The sequence below is a fragment of the Dongia sp. genome (assembly GCF_041905885.1).
Taxonomy (GTDB): Bacteria; Pseudomonadota; Alphaproteobacteria; order Dongiales; family Dongiaceae; genus Dongia.
Genome location: NZ_JAYRKD010000004.1, coordinates 87,825 through 111,765, shown reverse-complemented (window position 1 = coordinate 111,765; position 23,941 = coordinate 87,825). Strand labels below are relative to the sequence as shown.

Below are 23,941 nucleotides of genomic sequence, written 5' to 3'. Positions count from 1 at the left end.
TATTCATTGGTCCACGCCAGCCGCGCCTTCCTGTTCCGCCTGGAGCCTGACAAGTCGGTCACCTTGCAGGCCCAGCTGCGCCGCATGCTGGTCTCGGCCATCCTCGACGGCCAGATCCTGCCCGGCGCACCCCTGCCCTCCTGCCGCTCCCTGGCCCAATCGCTGAAGGTGGCAAGAAATACCGTCGTCCTCGCTTACCAGGACCTGGTCGAGGAAGGCTTCCTGATCGCCCGCGAGCGCTCGGGCTTCTTCGTCAATCCGGAGATCCTGACCGGCCGCGCCCCGGGACAGGAGCGTGGCGGTGCGGCGGCGGAAACCAAGCGCTACGAGCCTGCGCCGGACCAGGCGCCGGACTGGGCCGCGCGCTTCAAGTCGCGGCCGGCCGCGCAGCGGAACATCGTGAAGCCCGCCGACTGGCAGGACTACCCCTATCCCTTCATCTATGGCCAGGTCGACCAGAGCCTGTTCCCCTTGGCCGCCTGGCGCGAATGCTCGCGGCAGGCGCTCTCCGTCAACGCGGTCAAGGACTGGTCCAAGGACCGCTTCACCGACGATGACCCGCTGCTCATCGAGCAGATCCGCACGAGACTGCTGCCGCGCCGCGGCGTGCGCGTGGCGCCGGACGAGATCCTGGTCACGGTCGGCGCGCAGCACGCGCTCTATCTCCTGGCCAGCCTGCTGTTCGATCAGAAGACCACCTTCGGCATCGAGGACCCGGGCTACACCGACGCGCGCAACATCGCCGGCCTGTTCGCCGGCAAGCGCCTCCCGCTGCAGGTCGATGAGCAGGGCCTGATCCCCGGTCCCGAACTCGCCGAATGCGACTATGTCTACGTGACGCCGAGCCACCAGTTCCCGACCACGGTCACGATGTCGCTGGAGCGCCGCCACACCTTGCTCGAGCGCGCGCAGGCCGACGACTTCGTGATGATCGAGGACGATTACGAAAGCGAGCTCTCGCACCAGGGCAGTCCCCAACCCGCCTTGAAGTCGATGGACCGCAGCGGCCGCGTGGTCTTCATCTCCTCGCTCTCCAAGACTCTCGCCCCCGGACTTCGCCTCGGCTACATGGTGGGCCCGAAGGAGCTGATCGCCGAGGCGCGCGCCTTGCGCCGGCTGATGATCCGGCATCCCGCCACCAACAACCAGCGCACCATCGCGCTCTTCCTCGCCGACGGGCATCACGATGCGCTGCTGCGGCGCCTGTGCAACGTCTACCGCGAGCGCCTCGCCGCCGCGGTGACGGCGATGGTCAAACATTTGCCGGAATTCTCGGTGAACCTCACGGCCGGCGGGACCGCGCTCTGGATCAGCGGCCCGGCCCAGATCGACATGAGTGCGGTCGAGAAGGCCGCCTTGGCCAAGGGGGTGGTGATTGAATCCGGTGCAGTGCATTTCCTCAACCAGCCGGGGCCGCGGAACTTCTGCCGCCTCGGCGTCTCCTCGATCCCGACCGAACGCATCGAGCCCGGCATTATGCGGCTGGCGGAAGCGGTCAAGGAGCAGCTGCGCTAGCTTAGCATTTGCGCTCGCGCTCTTGTTACCCATCGCCGCGCGCGCACAGGAGGTTCCCGACGAACCGGTCGGCGCCGAGATCGCCTACGACATGAGCTTCTTCGATTTTGATGTTTGTGGCGACGCCGAAGCCGGTAGAGTGTTCCGCCAGCTCGTCATGGCAAAGATCAACGCTTGCTCCTACTCGAATGCCGCCAGAGAGAGGTTCCAGGCACACATTTTCAAAACGGCGGAAGGCTTCGCTACTGCACTACTGCAAGCGCGCGCCGAAGGACGGCTCGACCAGCTCAAAGGCCCGCCTGCAATTGAAGAAGAGAAAATTAACCCGCATGGCGGCCCTAAGTCATGCAAGGAATACCGCGAAATGCCGAGCTATCTCGAACGTCGGGAGCGACTGATGCGCTACGCTAAGAGTGAGATCAGCATCGACGAAGCTCTCGGGGACAGCGACTGTCCCAAGGGACCAGCTACTCTATAGCGCTGGCCCCGTTCCGCCGCGCGTATTGGTTCTATCCGGCGTGGCGCCTGCTGACTATTCTGCGCGTATGCACCTCCTGACCATCAATGCCGGCTCCTCCAGCCTGAAGTTTGCGACGTTCAGGCTCGACGCTCTCTCCTGCGCACTGCGCGGGCAGCTTTCCGGCATCGGGCAAGGTGTCGCGAAACTCAGCGGCGTCGATTGGCCGACCGCCAACCTCAAGCTCGAGAACCACCGCGATGCGGTGGCGCTGCTGATCGACCGGCTGGAGGTCGCCGCCGTCGGGCATCGGGTGGTGCATGGCGGCACGCGCTTCACCGCACCGGTCAGGATCGATGCGGCCACGATCGGGCATTTGCGCGATCTCATTCCGCTGGCGCCGCTGCACCAACCGCACAATGTGGCGGCGATCGAGGCGGTCGCTGCGGCGCTGCCAGACGTGCCGCAGATCGCCTGTTTCGACACCGCCTTCCACGCCAGCATGCCGGAGACCGCCGCGCGCTTCGCGCTGCCCGAGCGCTATTGGGAGAAGGGAATCCGGCGCTATGGATTCCATGGTCTCTCCTATGAGGCGATCCTGCACCGGCTCGGCAGCGACGTTCCGAAGCGCCTGATCATCGCGCATCTCGGCAATGGCGCATCGATGGCGGCGGTCCGGGACGGCAAATGCGTCGCCACCACGATGGGATTTTCAACCCTCGACGGGCTGGTGATGGGCACGCGGGGCGGCTTGCTCGATCCCGGCGTGCTGCTGCACCTGATGCGCAGCGAGGGCTACGACCTCCCCAAGCTCGAGAAGCTGCTCTACCACGAGAGCGGGCTGCTGGCGCTCGGCGGCACCGCGGATATGAAGACTCTGCTGGAAAGCGACGACCCGCGCGCGAAGCGCGCGGTCGAGATCTACTGCACGCGGATCGCCCGGGAGATCGGCTCGCTGGCCGCGGCGCTGGAAGGCGTCGATGCGCTGATCTTCACCGGTGGGGTCGGCGAGAACGCAGCGCCGATCCGCACCCGCGCGACCGAGAAGCTGAAATGGCTCGGCGCGCTCGACATCCGCGTCATCCCGACCGACGAGGAGTTGACCATCGCGCGGCATACGAGACGCCTGCTCGGCTGATGGATCTCTCGCTCACCACCTGGGCGCTGGCCAGCCTCTGCATCTTCGTCGCGGCCTTCATCCGCGGTTTCACCGGCTTCGGCCTCGCGGTGGTTGGCGTGCCGCTGCTCAGTCTCTTCTTCGCACCGGCGGAGATCGTGCCGTCGATCATGATCCTCGCGATCATCGCCGGGCTGCAGCTCATCCCGAAGATCTGGCGCAAGGTCGATTGGAGGCTGCTCCTCCCCACCATCGCCGGTGCCGCGATCGGCACGCCGCTCGGCACCTGGCTGCTGGCCGGAGTCTCCGCCGACTGGATGCGGGTACTGATCGGCCTCGCCGTTCTCGTGGCTTCCGGCGCGGTGCAGCTCGGCTTCCGCTTCGCGCAGCGCCCGCATGCGGGAATCTCCGCCGGATTCGGCGCGATCGCGGGCTTGACCGGCGGCGCCGCGGCGATGCCGGGGCCTTCCGTCATCTTCCTCTTTCTCGCGGTGCCGATCGCGCATGAGGCGGGGCGCGCCAGCCTGATCCTGTTCTTCCAGGTCTCGGCGGCGATGAGCGCGGTCTCGGCCACGGTCGGCGGGCTGATGCAGCTGCCGGCGCTTGTCCTCGGCGCGCTGCTGGTGCCGGCGATGCTGGTCGGCAACTGGCTCGGCGACCGGGTCTTCGACAAGGCTTCGGCCAAGACCTATCGGCGCATCGTGGTCCTGCTGCTGGCGGGCCTCGGTGCCATCGCCGCGGTGCGCGGCCTGGTCGGGTTCCTGAACTGAGCGCTATTGCAGCGGGATCTCGACCGGGGTCGGCTCGCCTTCCTTGGGGCCATCGAACATCAGCAGCGCCCGGGCCGTCGCGGCATTCTCGTCGAGCAGCAGCAGAGCCTCCGGCTTGGTCTTCTTGCCGTAGGGCTGCAGGTCGAGGCGCTTCTCGGCGGCGCCTTCATTCCAGGAATAGATCGCGTAGTCCCCGACCGCGATCGCGTGTTTCTTCGGCGGGTCGTCCACCGGCCCGGCGATCAGCAGGAAGCCGTCGCCGGAGACGGTGAGATCGCGGATGCCGCGCGAGTCGCCCTGGGTGTCCTGGTCGAGCGCAAGACGAAACAGCGTCGCCTCGCCCGCCACGCCGTCGAACAGCGCGGCCAGCGGCACCCGGGCGATCACCGCGCTGCCATCGTCGAGCACCGGGCCGCGCATCGCCGCGTAGAGCTGGTCGCCCTTGACCGCGACGCCTTCCACGGTCAGGCCGTTCTTCTCCAGCGGGCGATCGAAGGCCGCCGCCAGGACCGGATCCTTGGCCAGCAGCTCCGCCAGCGCCGTCGAGGTGGTGACGGCAGGCTCGCCCGCAAGCGCGCCGGTCGCGAGATCGACACCGTCGGGGCCGAGCGCGATGCGGAAGACCTTGCGGGTCGCCGCGGCCTTGACGAGGTTCTTCGCCTCTTTCGCCGCATCCTCCTCATGGCGGGCGCGGCCCTGGGAACCGGCCACATAGAAGAAGCCGTCGGCATAGGCGACGCCCTCGGCATCGAGCTCCAGCGGCTTGCCGTCATGGACATCGTCGATGAGGGGGATGAAATCGCCGGCGATCAGCAGGTCCTGTTGCAGGATCACCACCTGCGCACCTTGGGTTTCGTCATCCACGACGAGGCAAAGCCGCGGCAGCGAGCCGGGCGCGCAGGCGATGCCGGAGACGTCCTCGGATTTTCCGGGCTTGCCGTCCTTGAGCTTGCCCTGCAGCCGGTTCTTCACGCGCCAATCGGAATCCGCCGCCGATACCGGCGCGGCAAAGGCGGCGGCGAGCAGGCAGAGCAACAGCGGCGTCAACGCGCGGTGCAGTTTCATGTGCAGGTCCCCTGGGAGGGAGCGTGCCGCGTGTTTCAGTGCGAGGCAAGTGGCGGTGTCTCGTACCCCCACCCCGGCCCTCCCCCTGAAGGGGGAGGGAGAAGAAGACGAACTCGGTCCATTCCCTCCCCCTTCAGGGGGAGGGTTAGGGTGGGGGTGCGAATCTATTCGCGTGCCGCGGTGCCGCGCACGATGGTCTCGGCGATGCCGTCGATCATGCCTTCCAGCACCTTGGGATCCTCGGAGAGTACCACCTGCTGCATGAAGCCCAGGCCGAAGGCGAAGGTGGTGATGCTGGCGGCGAGCTGCGCCAGATCGACCGCGGGGTCGAGCGTGCCGTTGTCGCGGAAATGCTGCAGCCGGTGCACCAGGTGCGGCATCCGGCTTTCCTTGTAATGCGCCTTCAGGCTGGCGGCGAGGGCGGGATCGACCAGCGCCCGTGAGATGAAGACCCGTAGGAAATCGCGGTTGGCGTCGGCCTGCAGGATCTCGTGCCTGAGCACCGTGGCGATCTCGGCCTTGAGGCTGTCGCTCGGCGGCGCCGCGCGGCAGGCGGTCAGCCGCTCGCCGCACATATTGCCGACGATCGCCTGCAGCAAGCCGGCCTTGCCCCCAAAGTAGCGTTGAATGAGCCCTTCATTGACGCCGGCCCGCGCGGCGACCTCCTTGGTCGTGGCGCCGTCGAAGCCGCGCTGGGCGAAGACCTGGACCGCGGCGGCGATCAGCGCCTGCTTGGTCGCCTCCTTGTCGCGGCGGCGCGCGGCCGTGCAGGCCTCGCCCCCGGCATCCTTGGGGCAGCCGGCCTCGGTCTCGTCTTCCAGGATGTCAGGGTCCGCTATGCTCATGGCTCTCGAAACATCACGCGGTGCCGGTGATCAGGGCTTGAAATCATCCGCTCAGAATGTATGTAATTACTTACTTAGGGATTTCCAAGTCCTCCACGCGAATCACAACCATCTGAAATCAAAGGAATTATCGCATGCTTTTCGATCCTGTGAAAGTCGGCCCCTACACCCTTCCGAACCGGATCGTGATGGCGCCCATGACCCGCAGCCGGGCCAAGGCGGGCTTCGTCCCCTCGGACATGGCGGCGACCTATTACACCCAACGCGCCTCGGCCGGCCTGCTGGTGACCGAGGCTACCCAGGTCTCGCACCAGGGCATCGGCTATGTCCACACCCCGGGCATCTACACCGAGGCGCAGGTCGAGGGCTGGAAAAAGGTCACCGACGCCGTGCACAAGGCCGGCGGCCGCATCTTCCTGCAGCTCTGGCATGTCGGCCGGATCTCCAACCCGACCCTGCAGGAGAACAACGCGCTGCCGGTGGCGCCCTCGGCGATCGCGCCCAAGGGCGAGAGCATGACCATCGACTACAAGATGACGCCCTATGTGACGCCGCGCGCCCTAGAGACCGCGGAGATCGCCGGCATCGTCGAAGATTACCGCCGCGGTGCGGAGAATGCGAAGAAGGCCGGCTTCGACGGCGTGGAGCTGCACGGCGCCAACGGCTACCTGATCGACCAGTTCCTGCGCGACGGCACCAACCACCGCACCGATCAATACGGCGGCTCGGTCGAGAACCGCGTGCGTTTCCTGATCGAGGTGACCGAGGCGGTGGTCGGCGTCTGGGGCGGCGAGCGCGTCGGCGTGCGGCTCTCGCCCAACACCAATTTCAATGACATGTATGACAGCAACCCGCGCGCGATCTTCGGCCATGCAGCGAAAGCGCTGGAGCGCTTCAACCTCGCCTACCTGCACGTGACCCGCGCCGGCCCGGGCGACGACGTCCCCGGCGGCCCGATCGACGCCGACTTCTTCCGCCCGCTGTTCCGCAACGCCATCATCTCGGCGGCCGGCTTTGGCTCGAAGGAAGAGGCGGAGAAGCAGCTCCAGTCCGGCAACGCGGACCTGATTGCCTTCGCCACGCTGTTCATCTCCAACCCGGACCTGCCGGCGCGCTTCAAGCAGAACGCGCCGCTGGCCAAGGCCGACCGCGCCACTTTCTACGGCGGCGATGCCAAGGGCTATATCGACTATCCGAGCCTGGAGGCGGCGGTGGCGTAACGCCGCCGCAGTCTTTTCAGCCTCAAAAAGCGCGGCGGGGCCGGGGGGGGAAACTCCCGGCCCTTTCCATGTCCCGGCGGCCGCAGAGGTCCCATGGACCTCGGGTCAGTTGCTTTCGAACCTGGTGCTGGCCATTATGACCTCGGCTATATCGGGGAAATCTTGGCCGACAGCGCGACCCAACGGAATTTCGCGATCGACCACGGGACCGGGCTGGACTCCTTGCCCGCCCATCCCGATCTGCGGCGCCTGCTCGAATATTGGCAGGGCCGGTGCGGGGAGCGTCGGTTTCCGCGGCGGGCCGATATCGACCCGCTCGACTTCCATTTCATGCTGGACCGGATTGCGCTCACCGAGGTCCACGGCGACCAGCCGCGGCGCTATCGCATGCGCGTGGTCGGCACCTTCTGGCGCGATCTCTCCGGGGTGGAGATGTCGGGCACCTGGGTGGACGAGCTCCCCACCGCGAACCTGCGCGACCTCACGGTCGGCTTCTACGAAGCGATGATCGCGGCCGGAAAACCGCGCTTCACCTTGCGCGATGCCATCATCGACGACAAGCTGCTGCGCTACGAGATAATGCTGCTGCCGCTCTCGGAAGACGGCGAGCGGATCTCGATGATCGTGACCGCGGTCGGCCGGGGCAGCGGGCAGTACTGAGCGGCGCAGCCGGGCGGACTCAGTCCTTGCCGGACGACGCAGCCGCGCCGCGTTCATTCTGAAGCCAGGCGCGCACACCATCGGTCACCCGCTCATAGAAACCGTCGGGGCCGACCAGTGCCTCGATGCCGGCCAGCCGCATTCGCTCGCGCACCGGGTCGCGGACGCGGGCGAAGGCGAAGCTGATGCCCTGCGCCTGCTGCTGCTTGATCAGGCCGAGCAGCGCGTCGCAGGCGCTGGTGTCGATGAAGTTGACCGAGCCGGCGTCCAGCAGGACTCGCCTGGCGGCGGGGCGGCTGGCGGCCAGCGCCGCTTTCAGGCCCAGCGCGACATGGCCGACGCTGGCGAAGAACAGGTCGCCGCCGGCGCGCCAGATCAGCAGCCCCGGGAAGGTCTGCGCGTCGGGGTGCAGCGCCACGTCGCGATAGGCCTCGCTGCCCGGCACCTGCCCGAGCACCGCGCCGCGGGGATGCGTGGTGCGGTAGATCACCACCACCAGCGCCAGCAGGACACCCAGGGTAATGCCCTGGAGCACGCCCAGCGTCAGCTCGCCCGCGATCACCACCACGCTGAGGCCGAACTCCCAGCGGTTGCGGACGAAGAGGTCGCGCAGATAGCGCGGCTTGGAGAGATGCAGCATGGCGGCGATGACGATCGCGGCCAGCGTCGGGTGGGGCAGCCCGCGGAACAGCGGCGTCAGCAGAACCAGGGTGAGGAAGCACAGGACCGCCGCGCAGAGGTTGGCGAGCTGGGTGCGGGCGCCCGCACCCATGGCCACCGAGGTCTTGGAGAGACTGCCGACCACCAGGAAGCCGCCGAACAGGCCGCTCAGCATGTTGGCGGGTCCATGCGCGACCAGTTCCTGGTTGGGATCGATGTCGCCGCCGCCATCAGCGGCGGCGGCCTTCGCCGCGCCCAAGGCCTCGGCATAGCCGACCAGCACGATCGCCAACGCGCCGGGCACCAGTTGGCGCAGCACGGCCGGATCCAGGACCGGAAGGGTCAGCTGCGGCAGGCCGGATGGCAGCGCGCCGACCAGGCTGACGCCGGCGGCCTCGCCGCCGAGCAGGCCGACCAGGATCGTCGCGCCCACCGCGACCGCCAGGGCCGCGGGCACGCGCGGCACCGGCGGCAGCAGGCGGCGCAGCAGCTGCATCGCCGCCAGGCTGAGCAGGCCGGTGAGCACCGGCGCCAGCGATGCATCGCGGAGATGCTGCAGCACCTGCCAGAGCTTCTGGAAGAAGTTGCCGCTGGCGCCCTCGATGCCCAGGAGATGCGGCACCTGGCCGATGATGGTGACGCAGACCAGGCCCTCGATGAAGCCCCGCATCACCGGCGTCGGCACGAAAGCCGCGACCCAGCCCATGCGCAGGATGCCGAACAGCAGGAAGAAGCCGCCGATCAGCACCGCGAGCGTCGAGGTCAGCGCATTGAACTCCGCCGTGCCCTGGACCGCGATGGCGCCCACGGTCAGCGCGGAAATGAGCCCGGTCGCGGTATCCGGCCCGACCACCAGCAGGCGCGAGGTGCCGAGCACGGCATAGGCCAGCAGCGGCGGAACGATGGTGTAGAGCCCCATGATGGGCGGCACGCCGACGATGCCGGCATAGGCCATGCCTTCCGGCACCATCACCGCCCAGATGGCGAGGCTCGCCAGGATGTCCGGCGTCAGCCATTCGCGCCGATAGGAAGCAGCCCAGCCGAGGATCGGCAGCGATCGTCGCGCGATGGAGGCCGGATGACGGGACACAGCCTAGGCAGCCGGCAGCACGACGTTGACGGTGGAGCCCTGGCCGCTCTGGCTTTCGATCTCCAGCGTGCCGTTGTGCTGCTCGATCAGGCGCCGGCAGATCGCGAGGCCGAGGCCGGCGCCGCCCTTGGGCCGCGCCTTGTAGGGATCCGCCTGGGTCGGCGGCGCGGTCAGGTTCGCGGCCAAGGCACTGGTACGCTGCAGCTCGGTCATGCCGAAGCCGGCGTCCTCGACCTGGATGCGGATGCCTTCCGGCCGGCGCACGGCACGCAGCGCGATGCGGCCGCCGCGCGGGCTGAACTTGATCGCGTTGCCCAGGAGATTCACCAGGATCTGCGTCAAGGCGCGTTCGTCGGCGCGGACCATGCAGCCGGTCGGCTGGAAGTCGAGCTGGATCTGCGACTGCTCGGCCTGCGGCTGCACCATGCTCAAGGCCGCGACCGCGACGCTGTCGAAGTTGCAGGCGCCGATATCGAGCACCTGGCGGCCGATCTCGAGGTTGGAGAGATCGAGCAGGTCGTTGACCATCTTCAGGAGATGCTCGCCGGAGCGGCGGATGTCGCCGACATATTCCTGCTGCTTGCTGACCAGCGCGCCGAAATAGCCCTTCGAGAGCATGTCGGCGAAGCCGATGATCGCGTTCAACGGGGTGCGGAGCTCGTGGCTCATGCTGCCGAGGAAGGCTATCTTGGCGCGGTTGCCGGCCTCGGCCTTCTCGCGCTGCGACACCAGCTCGGCCTCGATCTGCTTCAACCGGGTGATGTCGACGCCACAGGTGATGATGCCGGTGATGTTGCCCTCGGCGTCGCGGAACGGCGTCTTCAAGGACCAGATGATCGCCGGCCGGCCGTCCGGGCCGGTGCGGGCCTGCTCGAACTGCTGGGCCAGACCGGTCGCCAGCAGCTCGCGGTCGGCGGCCTCGACCCGTTCGCTGGCTTCGCCCGGCACCACCTCCGAGAGGCGCCGGCCGACCAGCTTGGGATCGGGATCGCCCTCGCTGATCACGGCGCCGATCGCGTGGCGGCGCGAGCGGTTGGCGTAGCGGTAGCAGAGATCGGTGTCCTTGAAGGTGATGCTGACCGGCATGGCGTCGATCAGCGTCTCCAGGAACTGGCGCATCTCGTGCTCCTGCAGCCGGCGACCATGCTCCTCGACCTGGCGGCGGAACACGATTAAGGCGCGCGCCATCTCGCCGATCTCGTCGTTGCGGCCGGTGTCCTGGATCACGAACGCGGCCTCGTGCGCGGCTTCGGCTTCGGCCGCCAAGTTGTTGCCGGACTCCTGCAGCCGCGACATCTGCCGGGTGATGCGGCGGATCGGCAGGCTGACGCGCTGGTGCACCACGGCGATGCCGAAGCCGGTCATGCAGAGGATGACCAGCATCAGCGCGACGGTGATGGCGAAGCTCACCTTGGCGTCGTGCTGGTAGCGCTTGGCCTGCGCCACCATCTCGGTCATCGATTCCTTCAGTACGTTGTCGAGCGGATCGAGCAGGCCGGTGTTGAGCTCCTGCAGCTCCGAGACTGAGATGTCGCTGGGCCGCCCCGACTGCAGGGCGGCGATCACCGCGGCCTGACGCTGGGCATCGGGGCTGCTGCGCGCGGCCTGGGCGGCTTCGATCACCTTGACCAGCTGGTCCGGCACGCCGGAATCGGCGCCGACGCTGGCGACCAGCCGCCAGGCGAGATCGGCGCGGCCGCGATCCTCGGCGGCCTCGATGATGTCCTTGGCGCGCCAGGGCAGCTTGAAGGCGATCGCGCTCTCCATCCGCAGCGTGATCAGGCTGGAATAGTAACGCGCGGCCGAGGCCGAGCGGTTGAGCGAGATCAGCCGGTCGATCTCGGGATCGAACAGGGTGGTGGCCTGCTCGACCGCGTCGGCGGCGGTGCTGATGGCGCGGACGTAATCCAGGGAGTCGTCGCTGTAGCGCGCCAGCAGGTTGGCATCGCGCTCCTTCAAGGGCAGCCGTAGCGCGGCGTCGATCTCCGGCCGGAGTGCCGCGAAGCGGTCATGGGCCGCGGCCAGCCGATCGGCCAGGGCCACGCCTTCGGGCAGGGCCGAGGCGCGCAATGCGGCGATGCTTTCCGCGCTCTTGCTGTCGGTGATCGGTCGGTGCACGGCGAGGCGCTGCCACGAGGCTTCCGCGGCCGGGGCGGTTGCCATCGACGCCACCACCAGGGTGCGGCGCTCGATCCGCGCCGAGATCAGGGTCGGCAGCAGCGACTGGCCGATATCGGCCAAGGCGACGACGTCGTCGGCGCGGCTGCTGCGCCCGGCGTCGGAGAAACTGCGCACCCCGGCCACGGCGAGCAAAGCCACGCCCATGACGGCGATCACCAGGGTGAGGAAGGTGCGGATGGACATAGCGGAGTATGCATCCCATGGGGGCACACCCGCCCAGGCCCCCCGGCCGGCGTCGTCACCCCGCCAAATCACAGTGGCACTATGATAATCCAGTCTTAATTATTGTTGAATATCTACCTAAGCGCGATCACCCGGTGGTGATCGGAATATTCAGGCCAAGCATCTGATATCGCTGGCGGTCCGGGGCGCCGTTCGGCCTTGCAAAATCACCCCTGGAAGGGTCGGTCGACCCAAAATCCTTGCCGACCCGGTCTCGGCCGGCGGGTCCGGAGACCACCGCCCGCTTCAGCGGCGTGCACTCAGTCACCGATCCACCCAGGCGGCATATTCCTGCATCAGCTCCGCCCAGGCCTCCATCGGCGGCAGCGCGGGGAAGGAATGCTTCGCGCCGATCGCGGCGAAGGCAAGCTTCTCCGCGGTGAAGGTCTCGACGAAGGGAGCGAGCTTCGCCGGCAGGTCACCGTCGAGCATGGTGGTGCGCAGGTTGACGAAGAAGTCCATGCCCTCGGGACGGGTGAACATCCAGCTCAGGCAATGCGCGCAGAAGTAATGTCGGGTCGCGCCGTGCAGCCCGCCGATAACCGGCTCGCCCGCAATCACCGCAAAACCTTCGGCCGGGATTGCGACCGAGAGCGAGAAAGCCGAAGCGCTCATCCGCTGGCAGCCGGTGCAGTGGCAGGCGCCGGTGATGATCGGCGGCGCGCTGACGCGGATCTTGACCTGGCCGCAACGGCAGGCGCCGTCCCAGGGGAGCTTCCAATCGTGCATCAAGCCTCCTCTTCTCATCGGATGGACCGAAGCAACACAACGTAAGCGTGCTGTTAAGGAATTATTATCTATGGCCGATTGACCCAAAGCAAAGCGCCGGTTGCTGAGGCGCGCTACAAAATTTGGATTCTGGCGATTCTTTGGAGACGAGGACGAACGATGCGCGTGAATGAGCCGATCACCAACCAGGAAGTGGAGATGCAGGACGGCGAGATGCTGGTATCGCAGACCGATACCGGCGGGCGCATCGTCTTTGTCAACCACGCCTTCATTCGGATCAGCGGCTACCTGGAATCCGAGCTGATCGGCGCACCGCACAACATCGTGCGCCATCCGCACATGCCGAAAGAAGCCTTCGCCGATCTCTGGCGCAACATCAAGGCCGGCCAGCCCTGGGAAGGCCTGGTCAAGAACCGCACCAAGCAAGGCGGCTTCTACTGGGTCCGGGCCAACGTGACGCCGGTGATCGAGAACGGCGCGGTCAACGGCTTCATTTCGATCCGCACCAAGCCGTCGCGCGAGCAGGTGCGCGCCGCGGAGGCGGCCTACACCGCGATCCGCACCAAGGCGGTACGCGGACTGACCGTCGAGGACGGCGCCGCGGTCAGGAAGACGCCGCTGTTCCGCGTCCGCAAGTTGCTCGGCGGCATCAGCGGCCGCATGGCCCTGATCGGCGCACTGGTGCTGGTGGCGGTCATGGCGCTGGCCGGCTTCGGCTATTCCAGCATGTCGCAATCGAGCGCTGAGATTCAGTCGCTCTATGTCGACCGGGTGGGTCCGCTGGAGCAGCTCAGCGTCATCTCCCAGCACATGCATGAAGCGGTCGATTCCACTCGAGAGTCGATTTCAGCGCTTCGGAGCGGCCAGCCGGCTCCGGATCTTGCAGCGGCGCTCGCCGACGACCGCAAGGTGATCACGGAGCATTGGGATCAATACATGGCGACCTACCTCACGCCGGAGGAAGCCATACTGGCCAAGCAGTTCGGTGAAGACCTGCAGGCCGCCATGGGCAAGGATCTCGACACCGCCGCGGCGCTCGCAAAATCCGGATCCCTCGACCCGCTGGAGCAACATGTGACGGTGGCCATGCAGCCGGTCTTCGCGAAAGCCTTCGCCGACCTCGAGCCGCTGATCCAGCTCCAGGTCGATGTCAGCGCGGAAATCTTCGCCGGCTCGCAGGCGAGCTTCAGCCGCCATCTCGCACTGGGCGGCGGGCTTGTCCTTATCATCAATGTCGTGCTCGGTGCCGCAGGCTGGTGGATCCTGCGCAGCATCCGCCAGCCGATCCAGCAGTTCATCGGCGACTTCGAGTCGATCGCGCGCGGCGAATATCAGAAGGAGATCTCGGCCGCGTCGGTCAAGGAGTTCCACCGCCTGACCAAGGCGCTCCGCGCGATGCGCGCCAAGCTGGTCTATGCCGCGGAAGAGCGGCGGGTCAACGATGAGCGCGTTGCGGAGGACCGTTCCTCGGCCCTGCTGCACATGGCCGAGACGGTGACGCGCGAGACCAAGGCGGCCGTCGCGACCGTGGCCTCGATCACGGCCGACATGTCGACCCAGGCGAACGACATGTCGGACTCCGCCGGCAACGTCAGCGGCAGCAGCCAGACCGTCGCCGCGGCCGCGACCCAGGCGCTCGCCAATGCCCAGACCGTGGCCTCGGCCTCCGAGGAGCTGAGCGCCTCGATTGCCGAAATCGGCAGCCAAGTCGGCGTCTCGCGCACCGTCACCGCGGAAGCGGTCGAGGCCGCGAGCTCGGCCGAGCACAGCATCGGCCAGCTCTCCGCGACCGTCGAACGCATCAGCCAGGTGACCGGGCTGATCAGCCAGATCGCCAGCCAGACCAACCTGCTGGCGTTGAACGCTACGATCGAGGCGGCGCGCGCCGGCGAGGCCGGCCGCGGCTTCGCGGTGGTGGCCAGCGAGGTGAAGACCCTGGCCAACCAGACCGCCCAGGCCACCGGCGACATCACCGGCCAGATCGCGGAAGTCCAGGACGCCACCAACAAGGCGGTGGCCGCGGTGCAGTCGATCGTCACCGCCATCCGCAGCGTCGAAAGCGTCTCGACCGCGATCGCCGCCGCAGTCGACGAGCAGAGCGCTACCACCGCCGAGATCGCCCGCAACGTCACCCAGACCTCGGTCGCGGCTCAGGAAGTCGCGGAGCGGATCGGCGACGTGTCGCGGGAATCGGTGCGGACCGGCGAGCGCGCCGGCAAGGTGCGTAACCTGTCCTCGGAGGTGAGCTCCAGCGTGGACGGGCTCGGCGAAGCCATCCTCAAGGTGATCAACGCCTCGGTGCAGAATCTGGAGCGCCGGCGCAAGCTGCGCTACCAGTATCGCCGCGGCGCCACGATCAAGATCGCCGGCACGACGCAGAAGATGGTGGTCGAGAATCTCTCCGAAGGCGGTGCGATGCTGCATGGCGCAGCGCCTGAGGTTGCCGAGGGCACGACGCTCGAGGTCCAGATCGAGGGAACGACCTACGTGCTGCCGGCCCATGTCCGACGGCGGCGGCCCGACATCCTGCACGTCAAGTTCGACCTGACGACGGAACTGGAGCGGCGCTACCGCAGCGATTTCCCGGAGCTGGTTCGCGGCAAGGCTGTGCTCGGCAACGCCGCTTGAGGTTTGTCAAAAGCAACGCGGCCGGGACCTTCATCCCGGCCGCGTCGTCGTTTCAAGTCAGCTCAGATCAGAGCTTGCACTTCTGGCGCTCGCCGCTGAGACCCATGTAGGTATCGGTAGCCGGGTCATACGACTTGTAGGTCGCCAGGCAGTCCTGGATATGGGTCGGGCTGTCGCCGACCACTTCCGGAACCGTGTTCACGACATTGCCGGTCGGGGTGCTGGTGACCGTGCCGTCCAGCGCCGGGCTGGCGGCCGGGGTGTTCGAGCTCGGGCTGACCGGCACGGCAATGTTGGCGGTGCCGAGCTTGTCGTTGACCGGCGCGGTGCCCGGGTCGACCTCGGTGGTCGAGGCCGTCGCGCCGACTGGCAGGCCGAATGCCGCCTCGGCTTCCGCGGACTGGAAGGCCGGGTCGGCCTGATACTTCATGTAGAAGGTCTGGTACTGCTCGGGGCTCCAGCTGGCTCGGTTGTAGCGCCAGTCGTTGCAGTCCTGGGACTCGGTGTTGTTGTCGCAATAGGTCGAGATCACCTTGTCCTGGGCGTCGTTGGCCACGGCCGGCGCGGCCATCAGGCCCATCGCGAACAGGGCGGCGACCGACGTCATCACGGAAGCGGCATGAATCTGGGTGCGCATATCCTGATCCTCCTCGGAGTTTCAGTTGATGAGTTGACTGTGGTTCCGACAGCCGGCGGTGATGCCGTGATAAGCCGGTAGGCCCGTCGCTCGTTCCGAGGAAGAAAACACAGAATCGTGCTTAACCGATGGAACCAAGCGGGCCGCGGGCGCGTGCAAAAGAAAGGGCCCAGGCGTCACCACCCGGGCCTCTAAGAGTACTGCGGCAGGAACGAGGCTAGATGGCGTTGGCCTTGGTACGGCGCCGCGCGGCGATGCCGCCCAGGGCACCCAGGCCGCTCAGCAGCAACAAGCCCGCGGCCGGGATCGGCGTCTGCGCCACGTTGGCCGCGATCGAGACCGAGACGAAGGCCTGCTTCCCGGCGGTAACCTGGCCGAAGACGGTGAGCAGGTAGCTGCCGGCCCCCAGTGCCAGGCCCGATTGGGCGAAGGAGTCGAAGAAGGCGATCGGCGAGCCGGCAGCCGAGGCAATCAAATTGCTGGCGGAGTCGTAGAGAGCCAATTCCAGCAGATCCACCCCGGTCGTGGACGAGGTCTGGCCGAAACCCGTCGCCAGCACGGTCACGCCGCCGCCGCTGCCGTCGAGCTGGAAATCGTAGTCCGCGTTGAAGGTCGGCCCGGTCGAGCTGATTGTGTCGGCATAGGCATCGCCGGTGGCGATCAGGCCGACCGAGGTCGCATGGGCCGGCTGTGCGGCGGTCCCGATGGCCAGCATCAACAAGGCGATGAAGGCGAAACAGGTGCCGGAGGTCGCGCGCGTCATGTCTTGCTCCCAAGCAAGGAACTGCGACGGCAGCGCCCGTTGCGCCGCCGCGGCAGTGCGACATGAAAGCGCGCCTGATGGCAGGTGTTCCTCCGAATCACACTGGGTTCGTGGTGCGCTGCGTGCGATTCTTCTGCTTTCCAAGATTTTTCGGACTGGATTGGATGAATTTCGGGCCTGCTCGCTTTTGCCAGCAGGCCCGGTCGGTGCGGGCCTGGGGCGAGACTTGGCTGAAGACGCCGAAGGATGGTCGCACCGTGGACTTCATCCACCGCCAATGCGGCAAGCCCGCGGGGCTGGGGACGGTGTGCGAGAGCTGCGGCCAGGTGCTGAAGCGCGCCGACCTCAGCGGCAGCTTCAACCCGACCTTTCAGGCCGAGCGCGACGCGCGCCTGGCGGCCTTCAAGGCCAGCCGCTGAAGGAACGTCGCCGGCCGGTCCCGGCCGCGGATTGCCGCCGGCGCGGGGCCGTGCGATCCTTCCGGCGCCATGGCCGCGCTTCGTCCTCTCTTCGTGCTTGGCCTTGCCGCTGCATTCGTCCTGGCGGAACCCGGCTCGCGCGCCGCCGCGCAAGAGAGCGATGTCTTCAGCACCAACACCGAGGAAGCCCCGGCCGCGCCGTCGCAGCCGGGCGACGATCCGATGCGCTGCTTCGACCACGCGCTCCGCAACGCCAAGGCGGCGGTGCAGGCCTATCAGGTCGTCTACGGCGACGGCTGGGACGAAGGCGATGCCTGTCCGAAATCGGGCGGCGGCGCGCCGAGCGGGCTCGGCAGTTGCTGGGGAGATCTCGGGCCGGCGCGCGGCCTGCTGGAACAGGCCGCCCAGCTGTTCGAGACCGGGCGCAAATCGCCGGCGCCGCAAAGCGAGCAGATGATCAAGCAGGGCAACAGCCTGGTCCGCAAGGCGAAGGCGCTGGTGGACAAGGCCGGCCGCTGCTTCGTGCCGCTGTTCGCGCAGTGGCGGAAGAACGGCGGCAACCAGCAGCCGCCGCCGCCCGGCGACGGGGTCACCGCGAACGAACCCGGTGACGGATCGGGGCTGCTGCTCAAAGGCTCGGTCGAGAAGCATGACGGCGAGCCGCCGGACGACGAGTCCTGCGACAACCCGGAGAATCCCGCGCTCGATGCGCGGCTGATGGCGGCGGCGCAGGATCTCGACCACATGGTGGACAGCGCGACCGCCTATACGATGGCGGCGACCGACCGCTTCTTCACCGTGATGTCGCAGACCGTCGAGATGCGGCTGAAGGAGCTTGCCGACGCGGCGAAGGATCCGGGAGCCGCGGCGACCAAGACCGTCGATGCGGTGGTCGACTACCTGGCCAGCGACTACAACGCCAACAACGAACGCATGTATGAGCAGGCGGTCGCGGCGGTGGACGAGATCCAGCAGGATCCCGCCGCCTTCTTCGCCAAGTTCGCTGTCGACCAGGCGGCCAGTGCCGGGACCGGGGCGATCGGCGGCGGCGTCACCGCTTGCGTGCGCAAGGCCAAGGGCGCAGCCGACGCCGCCCTCAAGGCACAAGCCATCGTCAAGGCCGAGCGCGCGGCGGAGCGGCTGAAGGCGATGCAGACGCGGGCCGGCAAGTTCGAGAAGCTGGCGGAGGATGCGACGCAGGCGCCGCCACGCAAGCCCGGTTGGGGCGACGACGAGGGCGGCGGGTTCGGCAACAATTCTCAACAAGGGGGCAACGCGGGCGGCGGCAGCAATCCCTTCGACCCCAATGCGCCGCAGCAGCCGATGCGGACGCCAAGCGCCGAGATGGTGTTCTGCGAGGGCCTGGAGAACCAGTGCTTCCCGGCGGCGCTGGCCCAGGCCGAGACCTGGGACAAGGGCATTCCCCATGTCGCCATGCCGACCGCGGACCCGGACGTGAGCCATTTTCCGATGAAGAGCCGGCCGGCGATCACCAACGTGCTGGTGCGCAAATACGGCGGCCGGGTGATCAAGGATCTGCCGCCGGACCGCCAGCATCTGCAGAACATGGGCTGGCCCAACCGGATGCCGAGCAAGCAGTCGATTCTCGACGAGCTTTGGGCGGCGGATGACGGGGCGCAGGGCATCATCTTCCTGCGGCAGAACCTGAACGGCGACGGCCATGTGCTCAACATCGGCAAGTTCAACGGGCAGATCGTGTGGAAGGACATGACCGGCAAGATGGAATCGGTGCACGCGCCGACCGGTCTGGTCTCCGAGACGCTGATGGATCCCGGCTTCATGCTCGACGCCAATCCGGCCGAGATCTTCTTCTTCCGCGTGCGCTGAACGCGTCGCCGGAATTGGCCTCGCCGCGCCACGCGGGCTTGCTATACTCCGCGCGCGCCCGAGGAACTTGCGCGGGCGGAGTGATTTCAGAGGATGGCATTGAACCTGGAAAACGGTGATCCGATCGTCGTCGTGCTGATGGGCGTGTCCGGATCGGGCAAGAGCACGGTCGGCAAGCTGCTGGCCGAGAATCTCGGCTGCTCCTATTTCGATGCCGACGATTTTCATGCCCCGGAAGCGATCGCCAAGATGAAGAGCGGCCAGCCGCTCGACGACCGCGACCGCATGCCCTGGCTGGCGCGGATCGCGCAGAAGATCGAGCTGCTGGTGGCCGACGACGAATCCGGGGTGATCGGCTGCTCGGCGCTGAAGCGCGCCTACCGCGACATCCTGTTCGACGGCATCCCGCGCGACCGCTTCGCGCTGGTGTTCCTGCGCGGCAGCTACGATCTCATCCGCGGCCGCATGGCCTCCCGGCGGGATCACTTCATGCCCCCCAGCCTGCTCGACAGCCAATTCCAGCAGCTCGAGGAGCCGACGCGGGACGAGCAGCCGATCAAGGTCGATATCGCGCCCGCGCCCGAGACAATCGTCGCCGCCATCCTGCGCGAGATCGCAAGGCGCGCCACCATGGGCGCCGCTTGAAGCGATTGGACCCCAGCCTCGACGCGGCGAAGCGCAACGCCGCGGCGCGCGCCGTCGCGATGATCGAGAACAAGATGGTGCTGGGCCTGGGTTCCGGCTCGACCGCCAGCTTCGCCATCGAGCTGATCGGTCGGCGCGTCGCCGACGGGCTCCACGTCGTCGGGATTCCCACTTCCGAGCGGAGCGCGGCCTTGGCGCGAAAGGTCGGCGTGCCGCTCAGCGATTTTTCCCGGCATCGGAAGATCGATCTCACCATCGACGGCGCCGATCAGATCGAGGACGGCACGCTGAACCTCGTGAAGGGCCTGGGCGGCGCGATGCTGCGCGAGAAGATCGTGGCCGAGGCCAGCGCCCGGATGATCGTGGTCGCCGATCACAGCAAGCGGGTCAGGCAGCTCGGGGCCGCGACGCCGCTGCCGGTCGAGCTCGTGCCCTTCGGCTGGGAGATCGCGGTCGAGAAGCTCGAGGCCTTGGGTTGCAACGCGACGCTGCGGCGCGTCGATGGCGCGGCCTTCACGACCGACGGCGGCAACGTCGTCGCCGATTGTCGCTTCGAGCGCATCCCCGATGCCGCGGGACTGCAGGCGGCGCTGAAGGCGATCACCGGCGTGGTCGAGACCGGCCTGTTCGTCGGCCTGGCCTCGCTGGCCGTCCTCGGCACGGATGACGGCGTGACGGTGCTGGAGCGCTAGCGACGCCCCTTTCCCCCCGCCGCGCGGTCGGCTTATAGTCCGGCCCGAATTGAGCCTGCCGATAGGGAGACGATCTTGGCCGCCAATGTGTTCCGCGGGTGCATTCCCGCGCTGATGACCCCCGTGAAAGCCGACCGCACCCCGGATTTCGAGGCGCTGGCCCGCAAGGGCAAGGAGCTGGTCGGGCTCGGCATGTCGGGAGTGGTCTATTGCGGCTCGATGGGCGACTGGCCGCTCCTGACCGACGAGCAGCGCATGCAGGGCGTCGAGGCCCTGGTGAAGGCCGGCGTGCCGGTGGTGGTCGGCACCGGCGCGCAGAACCCGGTGCGGGCCGCGGCGATCGCCGCCCATGCCAAGAAGGTCGGCGCCGCCGGGCTGATGGTGATCCCGCGGGTGCTGTCGCGCGGGCCGTCGGCGACGGCACAGGCCGCGCATTTCGCCGGCATCCTGGAAGCGGCGGTCGATCTTCCCGCGGTCATCTACAACAGCCCCTATTACGGCTTCGAGACCAAGGCCGAGCTGTTCTTCGCGCTGCGGGCCAAGCACAAGAACCTGGTCGGCTTCAAGGAGTTCGGCGGCGCGCAGTCGCTGACCTATGCCGCGGAGAACATCACCAGCGGCGATCCGACCCTGACCCTGATGGTCGGAGTCGACACCCAGGTGGTGCACGGCTTCGTCAATTGCGGCGCCAAGGGGGCGATCACCGGCGTCGGCAACGCGCTGCCGAAGGAAGTGCTGCACCTGATCAGCCTCTGCGAGAAGGCCGCGGCCGGCGACGCCACGGCGCGCCGGAAGGCACTGGAGCTCGACGAGGCGATGCGGGTGCTCTCGACCTTCGACGAAGGGCCGGACCTGGTCCTCTATTACAAGCATCTGATGGTGCTCGAAGGGCATAAGGAATACGCACTCCATCTCAATCCGAGCGATGCCCTCTCGCCCAGCCAGAAGGCGCATCTCGAGGCAGCGTGGAAGCAGTTCAAGGCTTGGTACGCCGGCTGGGTCGGGAACTAGACTACCCGCCCCATCGAGAAGCCGCGCGCCAGGTGGCGGCGCATGAAGACGATCAGCAGCAAGCCGGGGATCAATCCCAGCACGCCGGCCGCGGCCAGCAGCGGGATGTCGGCGATGTTGACGCTGCCGGCCCGCGACATGATGCCGTTGATCGGCTTGGCGGCCACTACCGTGAGGCCGTTGGCCAGCAGCACTTCGACCCATGAGAACATGAAGCAGAAGAAGGCGGTGACCGCGATCCCGGGGGCGATCAGCGGCAGCAGGATGCGGCGGAAATAGCCGAGCAAGCTGTAGCCGTCGATCCGCGCGCTCTCGTCGATCTCGCGGGGGATCGCGGAGATGAAGCCTTCCAGGATCCAGACCGCGATCGGCACATTGAAGAAGCAATGCGCGACCGCGACGGCGATATGCGTGTCGATCAGGCCCAAATCAGAGAAGATCTGCACGAAGGGCACCAGCAGGATGGCCGGCGCCATCATGCGGAAGGTCAGCAGCACGAAGAAAAGGGCGCGGCTGCCGAAGAAGCGATAGCGCGCGAAGGCAAAGGCGGCGGGGATCGCCACGCCGACCGAGATCGCGACATTCATCAGCACATAGATGAGCGCGTTCACGTAGCCGAGATACCAGGCCGGGTCGCTGAAGATGACGGCGAAATTCTCCAGGGTCGGGACCTGCGGCCAGGCGGCAAAGCGGCTGCCGATCTCGGCATTGGTTTTGAGGCTCATCACCAGCAGCCAGTAGAGCGGCACCGCGATGAACAGCGCGTAGAGAATGGGGATGAGGCTGGGGCGACGCTGGGTCATAGCGGCGCCCGCTTCGGGTCGAGGCTGTTCTTCGACACCACCAAGGTGAAGAAGGCCCAGGAGACGCAGAGCACGACCAGGAAATAGACCACCGCCATGGCGCCGCCTTCGCCGAGGTTGAACTCGACCAGGGCGGTCTGCACCAGCTCGCGGGAGAGGAAGGTGGTGGAGACGCCGGGCCCGCCGCGCGCCACGACATAGGGCTCGGTGTAGATGATGAAGCTGTCCATGAAGCGGAGCAGCACGGCGACCAGCAGCACGATGCGGAGCTTGGGGAGCTGGATATGGCGGAACACCGCCCAGGCGGAGGCGCCATCGATCCGCGCCGCGCGGTAGTAGTCGTCGGGAATGGCGCGCAGGCCCGCATAGCAGAGCAGCACCACGAGGCCGGTCCAGTGCCAGGCATCCATGGCGATGAGCACCAGCCAGACCACGACCGGGTGGTTCATGTCGAGGCCGAGCCCAAGCAGCGACAGCAGCTCGTAGAGCAGGCCGGCCTTGGGCAGGGTCATCGCAGCCCAGAGATAGCCGACCACGATGGTCGGGGTCAGCAGCGGGATGGTGAAGAGGATGATGAAGGCGGAGGCGAGCCACCCGCGCGCCGGCATCTTCAGCGCGACCAGGATGCCGAGCGGCATCTCGACCGCCAACACCAGCAGCGAGAAGCCGAGGCTGCGCAGCAAGGCGGCGTGGAAGTCCGGCGAGACCAGGATCTGCCGGAACCAGGTGGTGCCCACCCAGATGAAGCTGTTGCCGCCGAAGGTGTCGTGCAGCGAATAGTAGGCGACGAAGGCCATGGGCACGACGCCGCAGAGCGCCATCACCAGGGCGGCGGGGGTGAGCAGGAACAGGCTGTGCAGATTGCGGCGGGCGGGGGTCATGCGGTGGTGGTCTTATCAGTGCGTCCGTGTGGGCGTCCGTGTGGGATTGGGCGGCTCGATGGATAAGGCGGGTCTCGGGGGCGTGAAAACTTTGATTCTGTCTGCGTCCTGTCTGCGTTGGCGCCGGAGGAAGTGGCAGAAAACCGTGGGGTTCGTGGGCGGACGGAACACAGACGGCGGTGTTGTCCCTGTGCATGCGTGCAGAATTGGGCGGCGCGAAGCGTGAGGCCGGTCTCAGCGGCATGAAAACCTGATTCTGTCCGGGTCCTGTCCGGGTTGGCGCAAGAGAAAACGGCGGAAAACTGCGGCATTTACGAGCGGACGGAACACGGGGCAGCGACGATCGGCCGATCCCTTCAGAATTGCGCGGCGCATTGGCGTGCCGTGCCTCGGCGGCACAATAAGCTTCTCCTGTCCGGGTCCGGTCCGGTTGTCTGCGTTGGAGTTGATCTCGTCGGGGTCCGGTCGGGGTCGTGTGATTCTGTCGGGGTCCGGTCGGGGTTGACGAACCGCTCAGCCCGCGCGGCACCGGCAACACCTCCTTTACGGCGGGGGTCGATATTTGGGGTGAAAATCCGGAGCAAGCGCTTGAGGCCGCAGGCGAAACGCAATCCCGCGCAACGAAAGAGATTCCCTGCCCGCGTAAAGGCCCTGTAAAGGTTCACCTTCGGCCGTTCAGCGACCCATTGCGGGGAGGGCTTTCAGAGCATCACTCACAATGTCAAACAGCGTGGCGACTATAGCAGGATCGGCGCGGTTTGTCTGGCTTGGCGCTGCGTGAATTCGGATTTCTCGCAGGATCGGCTCATCGCGGCCTAGCGGGACCATTCCTCGACGCCTAGTGCGCTCCGTCGATGCTCATTTGAGAATCGGCGATTTCTTCCGGTCCTGACTGATCAAGACGGCAACTACGGCACCAGTTTACCAAATGCACGGAATCGTCGCACACAGCACCGCGCGGCAGTCAATCAATTGGTGCACTTAGTAAACTAGCGGGCGGCGATCTGACTCGCCGCATCCACTCCTTGAACCTGAAAGACGTTCTTCGCGATATCCAGCCCTATCGCCGTAATCTCTTCCATG

General features: G+C 67.0%; 21 protein-coding genes. 12 read left to right on the top strand and 9 right to left on the bottom strand.

Annotated elements, in window-relative coordinates; all coding sequences use genetic code 11:
• Positions 1-6: 6 nt before the first annotated feature.
• The 4 genes from ACH2CY_RS05445 to ACH2CY_RS05430 all read left to right on the top strand — a co-directional run bounded on the left by ACH2CY_RS05445 (position 7) and on the right by ACH2CY_RS05430 (position 3,859).
• On the top strand, positions 7-1,515 hold the full coding sequence (locus ACH2CY_RS05445) for a PLP-dependent aminotransferase family protein (protein ID WP_395016830.1): 1,509 nt from the start codon (positions 7-9) through the stop codon (positions 1,513-1,515).
• 22 nt (positions 1,516-1,537) lie between these two features.
• On the top strand, positions 1,538-1,993 hold the full coding sequence (locus tag ACH2CY_RS05440) for a hypothetical protein (protein WP_395016829.1): 456 nt from the start codon (positions 1,538-1,540) through the stop codon (positions 1,991-1,993).
• 67 nt (positions 1,994-2,060) lie between these two features.
• Positions 2,061-3,110: an acetate/propionate family kinase gene (locus ACH2CY_RS05435; RefSeq protein WP_395016826.1), complete on the top strand. Its 1,050-nt coding sequence runs from the start codon at positions 2,061-2,063 to the stop codon at positions 3,108-3,110.
• Positions 3,110-3,859, top strand: coding sequence for a sulfite exporter TauE/SafE family protein (locus tag ACH2CY_RS05430; RefSeq protein WP_395016823.1), 750 nt, complete (start codon positions 3,110-3,112; stop codon positions 3,857-3,859). Before ACH2CY_RS05435 ends, ACH2CY_RS05430 begins: the two co-directional genes overlap by 1 nt.
• A gap of 3 nt (positions 3,860-3,862) precedes the next feature.
• Here the strand turns inward: ACH2CY_RS05430 and ACH2CY_RS05425 are convergent, their stop codons facing one another.
• Positions 3,863-4,924, bottom strand: coding sequence for a DUF3616 domain-containing protein (locus ACH2CY_RS05425; protein WP_395016821.1), 1,062 nt, complete (start codon positions 4,922-4,924; stop codon positions 3,863-3,865).
• 164 nt (positions 4,925-5,088) lie between these two features.
• The gene (locus ACH2CY_RS05420; protein WP_395016818.1) at positions 5,089-5,769 is read right to left on the bottom strand and encodes a TetR/AcrR family transcriptional regulator; all 681 of its coding nucleotides are present in this window, start codon (positions 5,767-5,769) and stop codon (positions 5,089-5,091) included.
• Positions 5,770-5,903: 134 nt separating this feature from the next.
• Here ACH2CY_RS05420 and ACH2CY_RS05415 point away from each other — a divergent pair, with 134 nt between their 5' ends.
• Both ACH2CY_RS05415 and ACH2CY_RS05410 read left to right on the top strand, forming a co-directional pair.
• Positions 5,904-6,989 carry an alkene reductase gene (locus tag ACH2CY_RS05415; protein ID WP_395016815.1) on the top strand — a complete coding sequence of 362 codons (1,086 nt, stop codon included), beginning with the start codon at positions 5,904-5,906 and terminating at the stop codon, positions 6,987-6,989.
• Positions 6,990-7,151: 162 nt separating this feature from the next.
• Positions 7,152-7,649, top strand: a complete 498-nt coding sequence (locus tag ACH2CY_RS05410) for a PAS domain-containing protein (RefSeq protein WP_395016813.1) — start codon at positions 7,152-7,154, stop codon at positions 7,647-7,649.
• Between the two features lie 19 nt (positions 7,650-7,668).
• Here the strand turns inward: ACH2CY_RS05410 and ACH2CY_RS05405 are convergent, their stop codons facing one another.
• The 3 genes from ACH2CY_RS05405 to ACH2CY_RS05395 all read right to left on the bottom strand — a co-directional run bounded on the left by ACH2CY_RS05405 (position 7,669) and on the right by ACH2CY_RS05395 (position 12,531).
• The gene (locus tag ACH2CY_RS05405; RefSeq protein ID WP_395016811.1) at positions 7,669-9,399 is read right to left on the bottom strand and encodes a SulP family inorganic anion transporter; all 1,731 of its coding nucleotides are present in this window, start codon (positions 9,397-9,399) and stop codon (positions 7,669-7,671) included.
• A gap of 3 nt (positions 9,400-9,402) precedes the next feature.
• Entirely contained in the window at positions 9,403-11,763 is a 2,361-nt protein-coding gene (locus ACH2CY_RS05400) for an ATP-binding protein (RefSeq protein WP_395016809.1), read from the bottom strand.
• Positions 11,764-12,066: 303 nt separating this feature from the next.
• The gene (locus ACH2CY_RS05395; protein ID WP_395016806.1) at positions 12,067-12,531 is read right to left on the bottom strand and encodes a GFA family protein; all 465 of its coding nucleotides are present in this window, start codon (positions 12,529-12,531) and stop codon (positions 12,067-12,069) included.
• Positions 12,532-12,690: 159 nt separating this feature from the next.
• Between ACH2CY_RS05395 and ACH2CY_RS05390 the strand changes: the two genes are divergently transcribed.
• Positions 12,691-15,159, top strand: a complete 2,469-nt coding sequence (locus tag ACH2CY_RS05390) for a methyl-accepting chemotaxis protein (RefSeq protein ID WP_395016805.1) — start codon at positions 12,691-12,693, stop codon at positions 15,157-15,159.
• A 67-nt stretch (positions 15,160-15,226) separates the two neighbouring features.
• On the opposite strand, the gene ACH2CY_RS05385 is transcribed toward ACH2CY_RS05390, so the two are convergent.
• Both ACH2CY_RS05385 and ACH2CY_RS05380 read right to left on the bottom strand, forming a co-directional pair.
• Complete coding sequence (locus ACH2CY_RS05385; protein WP_395016803.1) at positions 15,227-15,796, bottom strand: BA14K family protein; 570 nt, start codon at positions 15,794-15,796, stop codon at positions 15,227-15,229.
• Positions 15,797-16,013: 217 nt separating this feature from the next.
• A complete protein-coding gene (locus tag ACH2CY_RS05380; RefSeq protein WP_395016802.1) occupies positions 16,014-16,559 on the bottom strand; it encodes an FxDxF family PEP-CTERM protein in 546 nt (181 codons plus the stop codon).
• A gap of 206 nt (positions 16,560-16,765) precedes the next feature.
• Between ACH2CY_RS05380 and ACH2CY_RS05375 the strand changes: the two genes are divergently transcribed.
• The 5 genes from ACH2CY_RS05375 (at position 16,766) to ACH2CY_RS05355 (ending at position 21,174) form a co-directional block, all read left to right on the top strand.
• Positions 16,766-16,978: a hypothetical protein gene (locus ACH2CY_RS05375; RefSeq protein ID WP_395016800.1), complete on the top strand. Its 213-nt coding sequence runs from the start codon at positions 16,766-16,768 to the stop codon at positions 16,976-16,978.
• A gap of 69 nt (positions 16,979-17,047) precedes the next feature.
• On the top strand, positions 17,048-18,826 hold the full coding sequence (locus tag ACH2CY_RS05370; protein ID WP_395016799.1) for a toxin glutamine deamidase domain-containing protein: 1,779 nt from the start codon (positions 17,048-17,050) through the stop codon (positions 18,824-18,826).
• 93 nt (positions 18,827-18,919) lie between these two features.
• On the top strand, positions 18,920-19,471 hold the full coding sequence (locus ACH2CY_RS05365) for a gluconokinase (RefSeq protein WP_395016796.1): 552 nt from the start codon (positions 18,920-18,922) through the stop codon (positions 19,469-19,471).
• Positions 19,468-20,163: a ribose-5-phosphate isomerase RpiA gene (gene rpiA, locus ACH2CY_RS05360; RefSeq protein WP_395016794.1), complete on the top strand. Its 696-nt coding sequence runs from the start codon at positions 19,468-19,470 to the stop codon at positions 20,161-20,163. The genes ACH2CY_RS05365 and rpiA overlap by 4 nt, the downstream gene beginning before the upstream one ends.
• 75 nt (positions 20,164-20,238) lie before the next feature.
• Positions 20,239-21,174 carry a dihydrodipicolinate synthase family protein gene (locus ACH2CY_RS05355; RefSeq protein WP_395016792.1) on the top strand — a complete coding sequence of 312 codons (936 nt, stop codon included), beginning with the start codon at positions 20,239-20,241 and terminating at the stop codon, positions 21,172-21,174.
• Here the strand turns inward: ACH2CY_RS05355 and ACH2CY_RS05350 are convergent.
• Together ACH2CY_RS05350 and ACH2CY_RS05345 are read right to left on the bottom strand one after the other, a co-directional pair.
• Positions 21,171-21,977, bottom strand: coding sequence for a carbohydrate ABC transporter permease (locus tag ACH2CY_RS05350; RefSeq protein ID WP_395016789.1), 807 nt, complete (start codon positions 21,975-21,977; stop codon positions 21,171-21,173). The genes ACH2CY_RS05355 and ACH2CY_RS05350 overlap by 4 nt on opposite strands.
• Complete coding sequence (locus tag ACH2CY_RS05345) at positions 21,974-22,858, bottom strand: carbohydrate ABC transporter permease (RefSeq protein ID WP_395016787.1); 885 nt, start codon at positions 22,856-22,858, stop codon at positions 21,974-21,976. Before ACH2CY_RS05345 ends, ACH2CY_RS05350 begins: the two co-directional genes overlap by 4 nt.
• Between the last annotated feature and the right edge of the window lie 1,083 nt (positions 22,859-23,941).